The sequence below is a fragment of the Clostridium sp. CTA-7 genome (assembly GCF_054768095.1).
The window spans coordinates 216,774-232,580 of record NZ_BAAAAV010000003.1 but is presented as its reverse complement, the minus strand read 5'-3'; the positions used below and the strand labels follow the sequence as shown (position 1 = coordinate 232,580).

The following is a 15,807-nucleotide window of genomic DNA, read 5'->3' as shown; positions in this document are numbered from 1 at the left end:
CTAGGAGATTTAAATGATTAAAGAAGCTGTAGATTGTATAGATGCAGGAACGGAGTATTGCCCTTGCCATCTAGCAGAATCAAATGAATGTATACTTTGCTCTCAATTACAAGGAAGCTGTTTTTGTGATTGCTTAAATTGGAACGGAGTATGTATATATCATGAATTTATTAATAATGGATCCAAGCCAAAGGAAGGAAGAAAAACATATAATTGTTTAGTTGAAAAAAAGATTCTTTATCAGCGAGATGTTCTTCTAATTAAATTTAAAGTTCCACATAAATTAGCAATTGACTTGGTTAAGCCAGGAAGTTTTATTTTTATAAGAACTAACGAAAATATATACTTCGATGTACCTATATCAATATTAGAATCAAATATTGAAACAAATATTGTAACTATAATGATAGAAATAAGAGGAATAAAAACAAAGAAGTTATTAGATATAGAAGAGGGTGGAGAAATAACTATTAGGGGACCATATTGGAATGGTGTATTTGGACTAAAAAATTTAAATAAACAAGTAAATAATAATGTATTAGTTATAGCTAGAGGAATTGGTATGGCTCCGATGATACCAGTAATAAGAAAATTATCATTAAGTAATAATAATATAAATTTAATTTTAGATAAAGCACCATATGAAGATAATTACGTTAAAGAATTTTTAAATGAATATAAATTAAATATAATTGAACAATCTGTAATAGATAGAGGAGAATTAACAGATGAAGCAAAAGTAAGTATAAGGTCTGCCATAAAGGAAAAAAGTGTAGGATATATTCACATAGCTGGAGCAGATATATTGACTGTTAAAATGATAGATTATTTAGATAAAATTGGAGGAGAGGATATAAAATTATCTTGTTGCAATAATATAAAAATGTGTTGTGGTGAAGGTGTATGTGGAAGCTGCACTGCAAGATTTTCTGGACACAGAGTAAAACGTTTTTGTAAGGTCCAAGCTGATCCAAGAAATGTGTTTGAAGGGAGAAGATTTATATGATAAAGACAATAATCGTTGGAGGAGGCTGGGCAGGATGCGCAGCTGCTATTACATCAAAAAAGGCAGGAGCAGAAGTACATTTATATGAAAAGACTGATTTATTGCTAGGCCTTGGAAATGTAGGCGGAATAATGAGAAATAATGGAAGATGGACAGCTTCAGAAGAATTAATTGAACTTGGTGCTGGAGATTTAATAAATATAGTAGATAATACTTCAAGGCATAAAGATATAGAGTTTCCAGGTCATAAGCATGCAACATTATATGATGTAAATTTGATTGAAGGTAATGTAAGTAACTATTTAGAGGAACTAGGTATAAATATTCATATAGAAAGTAGAGTTACTGACGTTAAGATAGAAGGATCTAGAATACAGGGAATTTACCTTAGTGATGGCACTTACGAAGAAGGAGATGTATTTATTGAAACTACAGGAACAACAGGGCCAATGGGAAACTGTTTAAGATACGGAAATGGATGTTCAATGTGCATTTTAAGATGTCCAGCTTTTGGACCAAGATTAAGTATAAGTGAAAGATGTGGAGTATCAGATATACAAGGTGAAAGAGACGAAGATAATTTGGGAGCTATTTCAGGATCCTGTAAATTAGCAAAAGAAAGTTTATCAAAAGACATAGTAGAAAAGTTAGATAAAACAGGTTGTGTCATTTTAGAAGTACCAAAAGAGGATATAAACTATGATAAGCTTAATGCAAAAGTTTGTCAGCAATATGCTTTAAAAGAATTTGCAGAAAATATAATACTTCTTGATACAGGACATGCTAAGCTAATGACTACCTATTACCCTTTAAAGAAGTTAAGAAAAATAAAAGGATTAGAAAAAGCAAAATATGTAGATCCATATGCAGGTAGTAAAGGGAATTCAATAAGGTATTTATCAGTAGCTCCAAGAACTAATGATTTAAAGGTTAAAGGAGTAGATAATTTATTTTGTGCTGGAGAAAAAAGTGGTCTTTTTGTAGGACATACAGAAGCAATATGCACAGGTAGCCTGGCAGGACATAATGCTGTAAGACTTGCAATGGGAATACCTCTATTAATTTTACCAGGATCTATTGCAATAGGAGATATAATATCTTTTGCAAATGAAAAAGCAGGAACGAGGGAAGGTAGAAAAAATAGATATACCTTTGCTGGAGCTGAATATTTTAAGAGAATGAAAGAAATCGGATTGTATACTATTGATAAGGAAGAAATTAAAGATAGAATTAAAAAAGTTAATTTAGATGGATTATTTAATCAAAGATTAATATAAAGTATAAAAAATACCTAGGAAGGACATCTGTAAAAAGGTGTCCTTATTTTATTTTTGATGAGGCTTGTGAATATATATTATCTCTGAAAACTTTTAAAGAAGTTGAAAAGTATGGCAATGTATATAAATAGGAAAGTTAGATTAAAGGACCTCAGTGGAATGATATAGAAAAAGAAAAAATAAAGCAAATAAATAATAGTGAACTGGTAAAAGAGATGAAAAAAATCTTGAAAATATAACTAAATCATATAGTTAAGTTCCTAGCATTCAATGTATAATTATGGTATATTTTATGAAGGGGGAGATTATATGAGGAGAGTATTAATATTTAGTCTGTTAATATTTAGTCGGTTATTCTATGGATGTAATAAGGAAGAAATCAAAAAGTTACCCATGGAGGAATCTGTAAAAAAAGTTTATGAACAATATAATGCAGATAAAAAGTATGAGATTGGTGATAAAGTAGAAGTAAAAGGTAAAATTGAGGATATTAAAAATAATAATAATTATATATATTTCTATAAAATAGAAAATTCTATTTACGGTTATAACGTAATTGTGCAGTTAGAAAGTAATATAATAAGCGAAGATGCTAAAGTTGGAGACTATATTACTTTAAATTGCATGATAGATTCATTTAATAACTCAACATTTCCTGATGCAGAGGCAATAGTATATTATGAGAGTATAAGTAATGATAATTCGGATACAAAAAAGACCATGGATTTAGATACTTATATAAAATTTAGGGCAGGACTTGAAACAAAAATTGGAATCGGCGAATCAGAAGCTCAAATATTGGATAGGCATTGTAAGAGTAACGAAGAAATTATGATTTTTGAAAAAGCTCTAAAAGATAATATATATAAAATGTACCCCAAAATTAAATAAATGATAAATAAGTTAAAGAATCATTTAAGTGGTTCTTTTTTCACTTAGGAAAAGGATGGTAATTGAGAAACTTTAGGATATCAATGCTTTGAATATCCTGGTTGTAAAGGAAAACCTGTATCCTTTAATTTCAAAGATGGTGAATTTTTGGCACCACAATACACTATTGCTAGTAGAGTACCAAAAGGACAAGCACCTTATGATTTAAAGTTTTTAGATACATTACCAGTTTAGGAGGATATTATGGAAGTAACAAGTTTAGATGAATTAAAAAAATATCAGAGGGACAAGAAATAGAATTAGTTGGCTGGAGTGAAGAGCCTTTTGTATGTAAATTAAAAAGACCATCATTATTAGGAATGGTAGCTGGTGGAGATATAAATAACCCATTATTAAGTGCAGCCCATATATTATTCCATGGGCCATCATCGCCTAAAGATGTAGTTAGTATGAAAGAAAAAAATGAAATATTCAACAGAGTAGCAAAAGCTGCTATGGTGAGACCTAGTTATGATGAGCTGAGAGAAATAGGATTGGAGCTTACGGATCCACAATTAGTTGAGATATTTAATTATACTCAAAACGGAGTGCAATCCTTAATATCCTTTCGTACAAAGCAGCAAGATTCTAAGAATTAGTGAAAAATACAAGCAAAGGCATAGTGAGATTGTTGAAATTAATAATACTCACTCAGCTTTTTGCTTTGATGAAGCTTGTGAATATATTTTATCTATGAAAACTACTAAAGAAGTAAATGAAAATGGTAAGGTATATTTAAAGGAATCATGGATAAAAGAACCACGATGGAATGATGTAGTCAAACAAAAGTCAAATGCATATAACAATAGTGAGTTAATAGAAGAAATGCAAGCAAAATTAAGGAGATTTATATAATTTTTATCAAAATGTGGTAAATATACCGGAATATAGCTATAATATTAGTAAATATTATAATTAGAGGTGTAGTGCTTATGAAAAAGTTATTAGTTACTATTATATTCATTATTTCATTATTTCAATTTTATGGTTGTCAACCTAAACCTAATGAACCAAAACCGAGTGAAGTTATTGTACAGGAAAAGTTAACTCTAGAAGAAAGTAAAGAAGAGCTAGCAAATATTAAAGATATTATAACAAATGAAGAAGGTAAGGTTCAGTATATATCTGGTGGAATAGAAAGTGGATTAATACCGATAACTATAAAGATGAAGGATGATAACGGAGAAATTAAAGATACTACAATAGATGTTTATGAAATGAAATTTGTTACAATAGACAATGCATCTCATAGAGTGTATCTTAAAATTGAGAATATAGGTGGCAAACGTACTTATCAAGAAGGAGATAGTATCTATTATAATCTTAAAGATAGTCTAAATCAAGCTTGGTATATTGGTGAGAACGAAGAAGTTTTATACTTAATGATACTCAAAGATAAATAAAATTAAAAAAAAGAATTCTTGATATTCAAGAGTTCTTTTTTATGTTCAATTTTAAAGTAAGGGGGTGAATATGTGATAAATGCATGGCGATCGGTTGCTTAATTAACTTTAGTAAAAGAGATGCAAGATAATCTATAAAAATATGTATAAGTTACCAATTTACGGTATAATACTATGGGAGACATGTTATATAATGGAGGGAATTATGAAAAAGATTTTAACTGTAATATTATTTAGTTTATTTTTGGTTAGTTGTGGAACTCAAGAGGAGAAAGTTGAAAATGTAGAAACAATAAATTATAAAGAAATTGCAGAGGAGTATAATAGTCACAAAGAATATAAAAAAGGAGATATAATTTATTATGAAGGTGAAGTAGATAAAATGACTTGGTATAAAGATTCATCGTATACTTATACTATAGGTCTTTCTGGAATAAGATGGTATCAATCTTCTGATTTTAGTATAAAAAAATTTTGTGACCAATTACAATTTGGAGGCAAGGTAAAGGTGTATGGAGAACCTCTAAATGGTAGATCATTTTGATTTTGGATTAGAGACTTTGAGGTTCTTGAATCATATCAAATTACACTAGATTACTATAAAAGTGAAAGAGATTCGATGAAAACTAACGGATTAAGTAAGGAAGAAGCTAAGCAGTTAGATGAATGGTGTAAAATAGATGAAAAATGTAGAATGTTTGAAGAAGCTTTAAGTAATAACATTTATGAACTATATCCAGAATTAAATAATTAATTTAAAGAATCACTTACGTGGTTCTTTTTTTATATCTCAAATTAAGAAAAAAAGGGGGAATATATCATGGAGACTACAATGATAGTTGATACTATTTGGGTATTTCTTTCAGGTATTTTAATACTTTTTATGAATTTAGGTTTTGAAGCTGTTGAAGCAGGGTTTGCAAGATCAAAGAATACAGTTAATATTTTATTAAAAAACTTTATTGTATTTGTAGTTTGATCATTAGGATTTATGCTGATGGGGATTTATGTTTGGTGGAGAGAATCCTTTTATAGGAACTTAAAATCTATTTATTTTAGGTAATTCTGATTTATCTTTTTATAATGAAACATTAACATCATTATCTACTATTACAAGAATTAATTAAAAAGGATATTAATAAAAAAAATCCCTATAAAAAGGGATTTTCTATTAATATGTTTTTAATATAAGAAATTTAATATTCTAATTATTTGCTTTTAACATATTCATGCATTGGTTTAACAAGGTAATGATTTACAGGAAGCTTTTCAGTAGTGATATATCCAGCTTCAGCATCAATTAACATAGGAATTCTATTAACAAGAGTAGCACATGTTAATTCTACTGTTGCAGGTCTATCAACTTTAATTGATGTTTCAGGTTCGCCTTCAAATGTCCAATCATTTTTATCAAAATCATCAGGACCATAAACATAACCTTGACATTGAGTTTCTAAAGTTATTCCTTCTTCAGTTTCAGTTGTAACAATGGCTGACATTCCAGTTGCATCTCCAGCTTTAACAGTCATATCTAATGTTGAAGAATACAAATCTTCTCTATGTGTCATAGGAATACATTTTTGAGTTTGTGATTTTATAGTTAATCCTAACTGACTACATAACCATCCATTTTGGTTCCACATATAAGAAGGAACAACTTTACCGTTCTTAATTGCTTGTGCAGTTTCCTCATGATTTAATCCATTATAGTTACCAATTTCTTTTTTAAATTTTTCAATAGAAAGACCAGCTCCATGACCTTCTGCAAGAGCAATTCCGTAATCTTCTACATTATAGCTGCTAACGCCTCTTATTTTAGTAATTTTATGCATTGACCCTGCTAAAGTTGTAATTAAGCTTCCCCAATACATATCAGGATATCCACTTCCACATAATGTACAACCGTTTTTCTTTGCAAGTTCATCTAATTCTTTTGTAATATCATAAGATGAGTTCCAAGGATACAAGGCTTCTTCGCAAGTACTGATAGCATTTACACCATTTTCAGCACAAACTGTAAATGCAGGTTTTAAATCTTCCATAGTTGATCTTGTAGCGATAATGCAAACATCAGGTTGAGTTTCCTTTAAGAATTTATCAGCTTCTTCAGCGCTGTTTACCTTTACACCGAGTGGCTCCATATCTAATAGCTCACCAATATCTTTTCCAATTACTTCTGGATTTAAATCTAAGGCACCAACAAGCTCTCCACCATGTTCTAATACATACCTCATAAGATATAAACTCATTTTTCCACAGCCATATTGCACTACTTTCACTTTATTTTCCATTAAAATTCCCTCCTAATATTAAAAAATTGAATTTTCTGATTTCATTATAAAGCTTATAGTAAGTATAAAGTCAAATAAATTGTTAAATTTTTTACATTCTAGGAATTAACATATGTATAAGAGTTAATAAGCTTGATGATTTAAGTCTTTATGTTTTATAATATAAGTATATTAATTTGGAAAGATTATACTATAGTATAAGGTAGGACATATATATGAGTGAGAATTATTTAACAATAGGACAAATGGCAGAATTAAACCATGTATCAACTCAAACACTACGTTTTTATGATAAAAAAGAATTGCTAAAGCCAGAGTATCAAGACCCACAAAACGGCTATCGCTATTATCATATAGCTCAAAGCGATGAATTAGACTTAATTCATACCATGAAAATATGTGGAATGACCTTAGAACAAATTCATAAACAGCTTACCCAATCATCTCAAGAAGATCTTTACAAATCTCTTATGGAGCAAGATAAAAAGCTAAGCAAAGAAATTAAGCAGCTTACAAGAAGTTTATGTACTATAAGGCGGTTTACATCAAATCTAAGTCGTCTAAATTCTATTCCGCCTATAGGAAAGATAGTATATGAGTATTTACCTGAAAGAAGAATAGATACCTTTACTTCAGATATTGATTTTTTTGAAAAGGGATATTCAGGGTATGAGAAAATGTTAAGAGAATTTAAAAGCTATATGATTAAAAATGGGTTACCACTTTCATACTTCTTTAATGCAGGAACACTTATTGAAAAAGATGATTTTATAAGACAAAAATTAAAATCAAACAAAGTATTTATATTTGTAGATGACGATTATCCTATAAGCAAATCTCAGCATGTTTTACCTGAAAATATGTACATAACAATTTATGCAGATGATACAATACAAGAATACCAATATGCAAAACAAATATACTCTGAAATTGAAAAATCGGGGTATGAAATAGCCGGAGAATATCTTTGTGAAGTTATTTTATATACTCCGTATAATAAAAAACGAAATAAATCCATTAAATACAAAATACAAGTCCCAATTACACACAAAAATAGAGATTAGGAAAAGGATTTAATATAGGAGTAATTAGATGAGGTTTTAAAAATAGATCTTAAAAATAGACTATTAGCTAAGTAGGCAATAAAAATAAAATTAAAAAGTTAAATATTGATAAGTAATATTTGGTATGATATTATAACGATATTAAAAAAAGAGAGCAGAGACGTTCTTAAAAAGAACGTCTCTGCTCTCTTTTTATTTAGAAAAGACCAGCTAATAATAGTCAAGTAAAATTTTAAAAAATATTTTTAATAAAAAAGAGCATTACAAATAAATCATTTCGAAACACGAATGATTACAAAATATGGATATATTAAGCTGCGTTATTTATAGATTTATTTTCTTTACTAAGTGGTTGAAGCCATTAACATCATGCTTTATTCGAAAAGACTTCTTGTAAATATCTCCGTTAGGCGCAAGTATTGCAACATATGAAAAATCTGCTGAAACATCAATACCTACTGTAGGACTATTAAAAAATTTAGACATTGTATATATCTCCTTTAAATTTAGTTTAGAGATAGAATAGAAATTCCAACCTATCAGTTAGTCTATAACCTTGTTTGTGACACGGGTAATTCCCAAAGGGAAACCCAACCAGCTAAACATAGAAATCTACCTGATGGAATGATACGCTTTCTTACGGGTATTAGCCTATAAAGCTTCCCAGGGGGGATACATCTATCCTCTATTCAGGAGTTATTATACTAAAATATATTTAATTTGGTTAGGTCCCTAATAGGGATTTAGATAGAAAACTAATATTACAAAAGATATGCGTTTCGCATCGTAAGATGCTAGACGGGATAAATATTAAAATAGAATAATAAAATAATGATGTGATGTAATATTCGTTAGAATAATATAAGTTTTCTATTAAATGTTATAACTACATCATACAAGGGGGGAGAGTATGGTGCAGGGCAAGCAGTTGCTTATTTAACTTTAGTAAAAGAGATGCAAGAAAATTTGAAAAAATATGAATAGGAAATAATTGTTAATATGGTGTATAATATATTTATCATGTATTATAGGGGTATGATTATGAAGAAATTTATATTAAGTTTAACTATTATTTCAATTATTACTTTAGTTGGATGTAATAGTAATACGTCTGAATCTAAAATTAAAGATTTAGAAAGTGAAATTACATCTTTAAAAGAGGAAGTTAAAGAAAAAGACGAATTAATAGCAAGTTTACAAACAAATAATAAGCAGGAAAAGGAGATAACAGAAGAATCAGCTAATTATCTTTCTGAGGGAGAAGTATTTATTGTCAAAAGTGAATTAGGAGAATATGAATTTAGAGTCTTGGAAGCTAATTACATAGCACCTAGACAGGGGAATCCTAAGTCATTTGTGCAAATAGTTTGGGAAGTCAATAATATATCTTTTAATGGAAGAGAAGAGGATCCAAGCGGGAAGAAAATTGATGAAGGTTTTTGTCAAGTAGGAGTAGATGCTTTAAAAGTTAAAGATGATGATAATTATATTCTCGATAGCTCTAGTTCAGCATATGAAAATGAACATTCAAATGAATATCAGAGAGTTTATAAAGGTGAAAAGGTAAAGCAAAAATATATATGGGAGTTAAATGAAGATAATACTGATTATGTATATGTATCTTTCCCAAGAATGGAAAACAAAGAATATAAATTAAAAATTAATAGATAAAGCTAGATTAAAGAATCACTTATGTGGTTCTTTTTTTAATATCTTAAATTAACAAAAGGAGGCGAATATATGATAAATGCAGGGAGAAGAGTACAAGCATTGGGTGGAGCTATGATCAGTGTAGGAAATATGATGACTAAGACATTTACTGTGCCTTTAGTTAATGCAGGGACAATGCTTACTAAATTTTCTATGGATTTAGAATCAGGATTAGCAAAGATTAGTACAGTTGCAGATGAAACAGAAGTGTCTATGGGAGATATGGGAAAGGCTGTAACTAACTTAAGTAGTGAGACAGGAATAAATAAAAGAACTTAGTTTAGATGGAGTTATTGGAGCTTATAAAAAAGAGAGTATTTATGTTTAGAAAACATCGGGTTTAGTTTTAATGCAACTTTCAGACTATATAAAGGGATTATTGGAATATATTTGTAAATAATGTTATTATAGTATTGAAATGAGTTTATTAATGCTATGAACAGGAGTGAGTAAATTGTACGTTAAGCAATTGTCTGAAGAGGAAAAAAAAGCACTGAATAAAAGATTTAAAAAGATAAAAGAGTTGCAAGAAAAGGGCATATGTTTCTCATGTCATAACTTCAGTACAGGAGATATATTCCCTGATGATGGCTTAATTTTTTATGAGGATGAAAAGGTGCGATGTCAATTTGAAAAATATCCAAGAGCAACTGGACATACAATTATTGTAGCAAAAGAACATTATGAAGACATTTCTGAAATGCCTCTTGAATTAGGGGTACATATATTAAAAGTATCAGATGCAATAATTAAACTTCATAAAGAAATTATAGGTGCAGAAAAAGTATATATGTGTACAATATGTGATGGTAAAAGAAAACATTTACATTTTCAACTTTTTCCTCGATTAAAAGGAGAGACCATAGGCTTTGGAAACTTTGCCAGAGAAGAAGGAATTATTATGGATTATCATGAAACAGTAGAACTTTATAGGGATAGACTAAAAGGAAGTATACTATAGATTGCGTAATAGTAAACTTAATTACTTTACAATATAAATTAGGAATTTATCGAGAACCTAGTGTACAAATAAAAATTTATATAAAAGGAGAATATTATGATTACTTTACTTAATCCTGCCAGTTTTGTGCTTGGTTTAATTTCTTGGATACTTCCTGTTGTTAATCTTATGCGATACAAAAAGAATGACAATAGAAATTGGGGTGTTCTTTCAACCATAAGCCTGAGTGCTTGTGCTATTTCGCTATTTTTCCAGATCCTTTATACTAATCATCTGGTTAATATTTGGGATTGGACTGCTCTCATGGATATAACGAATTCTTTAGTGTTTGTGGCATCAGTTCTTATTGTTATTACCATTATATTAAATGCAATTACTCTGATTGTATATCGTGGCAGAACAGCAAAGTAGGATGTCAAATTCCAGTTTACAATGTTGAAATAATTAATTCATAATGCAAAAAGGATTAACTCATATTGTGATAAAGAAAGGTTAGCAGTTTAGCTGACTTTTTGATCTATGATTTTATCCTAAATTTCATAATGAAAATGCTTATGCTCTTTGGTTTTAATTATAAATATATATAAGGATTATTGGTATTAATTTGTAAATTATGCCAATATAAGAATAAATGATTAATAAGTAATTACAATTTATTGATTATTAATAAGTTAATGTTTTATAATGGAAAATTTAAAATGGTTGCCTTAATATTATTAGGAGGCAGTATATGTATGATACTTCTAGTAAATAATATAGTGTCTATTTTACATAAAGTTAGAGATGGAAAAGATACTAGTAAGAGTATATTTATTTGTTGTATAACTCTTATATACTTATGGGTTAGCACAATATTTTTAAGTCTTCTTAGTAGTTATTGAAAATAATATATAAAGGAGTATTTTGAATGGAAATTAGCATTATTATTGCCACTATTATTAATTTGACTCTATTAATTGCCATAATAATATTATTATATAAAGCCATAAAAGGTATTAAAAGTTTTATTAATAAAAATAAAGAGTTAAATAAAAAAATAGATATTATTTTAAGTGAAATGGACAAAAAAGATAGCAAATAAAAAATAAATGATTTTGTTATATCAATAGTAGCTAAATATAGAATCTTAATTAATGATTCATCGTTAGGAAAAAAAGTATGCCATAAATGTCCAAAAAAATTGTAATGGACAGCCTTAAGGGCATACTTTAAAATTTCTATATTTTATTCTAGAATATCAAATTCATAGCCATTGTCTTTAAAAATTTTAATTATTCCTGGCAATGCTTGAACGGTGGTTTTCTTAGTCATACAATCATGCATAAGTACAATTGCTGGATTTTTTAGATTGCCATCTTTATCTTTAATCTCTTTTAGAACATTATTACATAGTGTACCTGAAGATATATTATTACCATGAGCATCTCCAGAGTCTACATTCCAATCATAACAATGTATACCTTGTTCTTCTAATTTAATAATTATATTTTTAGTAAAATCTTTTCCACGAGCACTTCTAACTATAGTATTTTTTGATCCACCAGGAAATCTAAAGGCAGTGCTTGGACTTCCTGTTATTGATTTTATAAAATCTTGTTGCTTGTTAAAATCTTTAAAAAATGCTTCTTCAGATGTATAAACATATTTGAATTCATGATTATATGTATGATTACCTAGAGCATGGCCTTCATCATAAATACGTTGAACAATTGCATTATGACTTTCTATATAAGGATGAATAATAAAAAAGGTTGCTTTAATATTATTTTCTTTTAATATATCTAAAATCTTTGGAGTATTTTTACTAGGTCCGTCATCAAAGGTCAAATATACAACCTTTCTATTAGAAGAAATATCGGAAGGTGTATCAACTAATATTTCTTTACTACTATAACAAGAAGTAGTTTTTAAAAAGTTAAATCCTATTATGATAATTGAAGTAAGGAATAAAGTTTTACTAAACTTACTTAATATATTTCTCAAAATATACCCCTCCTTATTTTTAAACATATTAGTATTTTTATCATAACTATTGTAATTATACCTTCCATATATTGATAAGAATTTTCTATACATAGTAAAAGTAATGATAGTTGATGATATGAAGAGTTACAAAATGAAATAGGTAATGGCTAGTTGTAAAATCAAATTGAACTAAATAAAAAAATCCATAGAATTACTTTCTGCGTTAAGATTAAGTCGCGAAACAAATTGAGATTACAATTTATAAAAGATAAAATATTAAGTCTATTAATATTTTTAAAAGTATATATTATTTTGTTTATTTTAAAAATATTAGAAAAATAATGAAATATTTTCTTATTATATGCGACTTAATTAATGAATACGATAAATTTTTCGTAAGGAAGGAGGATTATATGATTGATCAATCTAATTTCATTAGTGAATTAAAAAATAAAAATGAAGAAGCACTAACTTTCGTCATTGAAGAATATGGGAATTATATATATAAAATTGCTTATCTATACTCTAATTCTTTAGAGTTAAGCGAAGAATGTGTAAATGATGTTTTGTTAAAGATATGGAAAGGAATAGATGGTTATAAGTATGATTCAACAGTTTTTAAAAAGTGGGTAGCTTCAATTACAAAATATTCATCTATAGACTTAATGAGAAAAGAAAAAAAGCATAATACTTCCACTGTATTAGATGAAAATTTGACTAAATGTACAGATAATATAGAGGACTCATTAATAACAAAGGAAGAATTAACAGTTGCAACGAAGTTTATGGAAAGCTTAAATGATGTAGATAAAAAGATTTTTAAAAGTAGATTTCTAGAAAACAAAAACTCAAAAGAAATTGTTGAGAAATTAAATCTCACAGAAAACGCCATTAATTTAAGAGTCTTGAGGATGAGAAATAAATTAAAAAAATATATGTATGATTTGGAGGGCGAAGAATGAAAGATTATGAATTAATTGATATAGATGAAAATAGTCTACCTGATGTATCTTTAAGCCAAGAGCAAATAAATAAAATTAAAGCAACTATTACTTTTCATCTATCTATGTGTATTGAGAATAGTAAAGACCTAGACATTGATTACTCATTTAAAAATATTATTTCTGTCTATGATAGCTTAGGAAAAGAAAGAGACTTCACAATTCATGGTTTAAAATATGCTAAAGTATTTGAAAAACTCATTATTCCAGCTTTTGATAAAAAATATTCTCCAAGTGATGAAAATCTAATTATTAAATACTTTGGTTCTCCTGGAGACTTTGTAGTAAGTTGGTCACCTCTTTGGAGCGATATGCTTCATTATTGTCAAATTTATATAACAAAGACTCATTTAATTATTTATTATTTTAACTATATTTTTAAGATGGTTAAAAGCTATGAAATCCCTATTGAGGAAATTAAAAATGTCACCTTTAAGAAAACTATTAATTTGTACTGGAATATAACTTGTGAATACTTGAAGATAGATATTAAATCTACTAATGATACTTTTCCTAGAGGCATAAATTTAGTAATGAAAAAAAATAATCTTGAATCATTGAATAATCTAAAAAATTCTTTAGTATCTCTTGGTGTATCAAATAATATTTATCATAGGAATAAGATATTTAAGTACTATTGGTATTTTATTTTTATGCTTACATTGCTAATAATATTGTATATGGTATGGTTGATTTTCTAATAATATTGTATATGGTTTCAAATGATCTTTATTAGCATAAACTTATAATTCTATTTTAAAATTTGCTGGAACTATTGCAATAATGGGATACATTATTAAATGTAAATTACCTGATAGTTCTAGTACTAATCATTATATATATTAAATGCAAAAGTTAATTGAGTGAATAAGAAAAGAGATGCTTCAATTTCTATAGAAATATCAAGTGTTTTATAAAAAAAACTTGGGGAGAAATCAATAGAAAAAGCTTAACCACGGACTTTAATGAGTTTCTGTGAATGCTAAGTTGATAAATAAAGATAATTCATAAAAATAGATTTTAATGAAGAAATTATAAGAAAATAAAGGTGGATGCAGTAATTTTGTATCCACTTTTTATATTAAATAATAGTATTTTAAATGACTGTATACGTTATAAACTTTAGAAAAAGAAATCTTTAATAACAGAAACATCTCTTTTTCGAAGTTAGAAATTTAGCAAGCTTTTGTTCGTTACTTGTAAGATGATAATTTTTTCTATAAGCCATACAATAATCAATAGGCATTTTTAAATTATCAATAGTAATCTTTTTTAAAGTACCTCTTCTTAATTCATGACGTACAGATGCTTCAGGGAGAAAAGATAAGGTTCTATTTCCTATAACACTAGCTTTTATTGATTCAATTGAATTTAATAGAAGAAGAATATTTAAATTATCTATGTTAATGGAATGTTTAGATAGTTCATTATTTAAGGTTTTATAAATTCCTGAATATTTATTTTTTAAAATAATTGGATAAGAAGGCAATTCTTCCAGCGAAATAGAATCAGGAGCTGACATATTACCTGATACTAATATAAGATCATCTGATATAATATTTATTGTATTTAGATTACTTGGCAATTCTATATTTTGAATTATAGCTAAATTAACGCTATGTGTAAGTAAATCTTCCAATATTTTAGTATGATTTTCTAGTTCCATTTGTATGTCAATATTAAAGTAAATTTCTTTAAAGGTATAAATACTACATGGCAGGATACTTTGTCCTATGCTATGGCAACATAAAAAATATAATTTATTATTTTTAATCCTCAATTCTTCTAAATTTTTCATTATATTATCTTCTAAAGCAAGCATACTACTTGCAGATTCATATAATATCTTACCAGCATCTGTTAATTCCACACCTTTATTGCTTCTATCTAATAGAACTTCTCCAATTTCTCTTTCTAAACTTTTTAATTGTCTACTTAATCCTGGTTGGGTTAGATGTAGTTCTATAGCTGCCTTTGAAATGCTATTACATTGTATAGTAGTATAAAATGCCCTTAAATACGTCAAATTCATTTGTTCCACCTCATAAGTTAGTTAATAAACATAATAGTTTAAATATACACCAAGTATCGAAATATAGCAAATAAAGTAAATTTATGTATAACATAATGTTATTTAGCATGATATTTTCGCATAATGCAACAGGAAAAAAGTATGATATAGTTAAACTATGATAAAAA

At 27.8% G+C, this 15,807-nt stretch carries 20 protein-coding genes and 1 pseudogene; 17 read left to right on the top strand and 4 right to left on the bottom strand.

Features of this window, described 5'->3' with window-relative positions:
• The first annotated feature begins 13 nt into the window (after window positions 1-13).
• From ACYUEX_RS07210 to ACYUEX_RS07170, 9 genes are all read left to right on the top strand, one after another.
• Entirely contained in the window at window positions 14-1,006 is a 993-nt protein-coding gene (locus tag ACYUEX_RS07210; protein ID WP_460287320.1) for a sulfide/dihydroorotate dehydrogenase-like FAD/NAD-binding protein, read from the top strand.
• The gene (locus ACYUEX_RS07205) at window positions 1,006-2,283 is read left to right on the top strand and encodes an FAD-dependent oxidoreductase (protein ID WP_460287682.1); all 1,278 of its coding nucleotides are present in this window, start codon (window positions 1,006-1,008) and stop codon (window positions 2,281-2,283) included. The genes ACYUEX_RS07210 and ACYUEX_RS07205 overlap by 1 nt, the downstream gene beginning before the upstream one ends.
• Window positions 2,284-2,592: 309 nt before the next feature.
• On the top strand, window positions 2,593-3,174 hold the full coding sequence (locus tag ACYUEX_RS07200) for a hypothetical protein (protein ID WP_460287319.1): 582 nt from the start codon (window positions 2,593-2,595) through the stop codon (window positions 3,172-3,174).
• Between the two features lie 359 nt (window positions 3,175-3,533).
• Complete coding sequence (locus ACYUEX_RS07195) at window positions 3,534-3,812, top strand: hypothetical protein (RefSeq protein ID WP_460287318.1); 279 nt, start codon at window positions 3,534-3,536, stop codon at window positions 3,810-3,812.
• A 94-nt stretch (window positions 3,813-3,906) separates the two neighbouring features.
• Window positions 3,907-4,068, top strand: coding sequence for a hypothetical protein (locus ACYUEX_RS07190; protein WP_460287317.1), 162 nt, complete (start codon window positions 3,907-3,909; stop codon window positions 4,066-4,068).
• Window positions 4,069-4,145: 77 nt separating this feature from the next.
• Window positions 4,146-4,616 carry a hypothetical protein gene (locus tag ACYUEX_RS07185; protein ID WP_460287316.1) on the top strand — a complete coding sequence of 157 codons (471 nt, stop codon included), beginning with the start codon at window positions 4,146-4,148 and terminating at the stop codon, window positions 4,614-4,616.
• 205 nt (window positions 4,617-4,821) lie between these two features.
• Window positions 4,822-5,160 carry a hypothetical protein gene (locus tag ACYUEX_RS07180; RefSeq protein ID WP_460287315.1) on the top strand — a complete coding sequence of 113 codons (339 nt, stop codon included), beginning with the start codon at window positions 4,822-4,824 and terminating at the stop codon, window positions 5,158-5,160.
• A gap of 75 nt (window positions 5,161-5,235) precedes the next feature.
• A complete protein-coding gene (locus ACYUEX_RS07175; protein ID WP_460287314.1) occupies window positions 5,236-5,370 on the top strand; it encodes a hypothetical protein in 135 nt (44 codons plus the stop codon).
• A 66-nt stretch (window positions 5,371-5,436) separates the two neighbouring features.
• Window positions 5,437-5,595, top strand: a complete 159-nt coding sequence (locus tag ACYUEX_RS07170; RefSeq protein ID WP_460287312.1) for a hypothetical protein — start codon at window positions 5,437-5,439, stop codon at window positions 5,593-5,595.
• Between the two features lie 229 nt (window positions 5,596-5,824).
• On the opposite strand, the gene ACYUEX_RS07165 is transcribed toward ACYUEX_RS07170, so the two are convergent.
• On the bottom strand, window positions 5,825-6,907 hold the full coding sequence (locus ACYUEX_RS07165; RefSeq protein WP_460287311.1) for an NAD(P)H-dependent amine dehydrogenase family protein: 1,083 nt from the start codon (window positions 6,905-6,907) through the stop codon (window positions 5,825-5,827).
• Between the two features lie 215 nt (window positions 6,908-7,122).
• Between ACYUEX_RS07165 and ACYUEX_RS07160 the strand changes: the two genes are divergently transcribed.
• A complete protein-coding gene (locus ACYUEX_RS07160; RefSeq protein ID WP_460287310.1) occupies window positions 7,123-7,971 on the top strand; it encodes a MerR family transcriptional regulator in 849 nt (282 codons plus the stop codon).
• A gap of 333 nt (window positions 7,972-8,304) precedes the next feature.
• Here the strand turns inward: ACYUEX_RS07160 and ACYUEX_RS07155 are convergent.
• Window positions 8,305-8,457 (bottom strand): annotated as a pseudogene (locus tag ACYUEX_RS07155) (IS110 family transposase); the annotation flags it as partial.
• Between the two features lie 555 nt (window positions 8,458-9,012).
• Between ACYUEX_RS07155 and ACYUEX_RS07150 the strand changes: the two are divergent.
• The 5 genes from ACYUEX_RS07150 to ACYUEX_RS07130 all read left to right on the top strand — a co-directional run bounded on the left by ACYUEX_RS07150 (window position 9,013) and on the right by ACYUEX_RS07130 (window position 11,723).
• A complete protein-coding gene (locus ACYUEX_RS07150) occupies window positions 9,013-9,642 on the top strand; it encodes a hypothetical protein (protein ID WP_460287309.1) in 630 nt (209 codons plus the stop codon).
• A 69-nt stretch (window positions 9,643-9,711) separates the two neighbouring features.
• A complete protein-coding gene (locus ACYUEX_RS07145; protein ID WP_460287308.1) occupies window positions 9,712-9,960 on the top strand; it encodes a hypothetical protein in 249 nt (82 codons plus the stop codon).
• 175 nt (window positions 9,961-10,135) lie between these two features.
• Entirely contained in the window at window positions 10,136-10,642 is a 507-nt protein-coding gene (locus tag ACYUEX_RS07140; protein WP_460287307.1) for an HIT family protein, read from the top strand.
• Between the two features lie 96 nt (window positions 10,643-10,738).
• Window positions 10,739-11,053: a hypothetical protein gene (locus ACYUEX_RS07135; protein ID WP_460287304.1), complete on the top strand. Its 315-nt coding sequence runs from the start codon at window positions 10,739-10,741 to the stop codon at window positions 11,051-11,053.
• Between the two features lie 496 nt (window positions 11,054-11,549).
• A complete protein-coding gene (locus ACYUEX_RS07130) occupies window positions 11,550-11,723 on the top strand; it encodes a hypothetical protein (protein WP_460287302.1) in 174 nt (57 codons plus the stop codon).
• A gap of 143 nt (window positions 11,724-11,866) precedes the next feature.
• On the opposite strand, the gene ACYUEX_RS07125 is transcribed toward ACYUEX_RS07130, so the two are convergent.
• Window positions 11,867-12,625, bottom strand: a complete 759-nt coding sequence (locus ACYUEX_RS07125) for a polysaccharide deacetylase family protein (RefSeq protein ID WP_460287300.1) — start codon at window positions 12,623-12,625, stop codon at window positions 11,867-11,869.
• A 395-nt stretch (window positions 12,626-13,020) separates the two neighbouring features.
• Here ACYUEX_RS07125 and ACYUEX_RS07120 point away from each other — a divergent pair, with 395 nt between their 5' ends.
• Both ACYUEX_RS07120 and ACYUEX_RS07115 read left to right on the top strand, forming a co-directional pair.
• Window positions 13,021-13,569, top strand: coding sequence for a sigma-70 family RNA polymerase sigma factor (locus ACYUEX_RS07120; protein ID WP_460287298.1), 549 nt, complete (start codon window positions 13,021-13,023; stop codon window positions 13,567-13,569).
• Window positions 13,566-14,309, top strand: coding sequence for a hypothetical protein (locus tag ACYUEX_RS07115; protein WP_460287296.1), 744 nt, complete (start codon window positions 13,566-13,568; stop codon window positions 14,307-14,309). Before ACYUEX_RS07120 ends, ACYUEX_RS07115 begins: the two co-directional genes overlap by 4 nt.
• Before the next feature lie 437 nt (window positions 14,310-14,746).
• Here ACYUEX_RS07115 and ACYUEX_RS07110 read toward each other — a convergent pair whose 3' ends face one another.
• Window positions 14,747-15,640 carry a LysR family transcriptional regulator gene (locus ACYUEX_RS07110; protein WP_460287294.1) on the bottom strand — a complete coding sequence of 298 codons (894 nt, stop codon included), beginning with the start codon at window positions 15,638-15,640 and terminating at the stop codon, window positions 14,747-14,749.
• Window positions 15,641-15,807 lie beyond the last annotated feature (167 nt).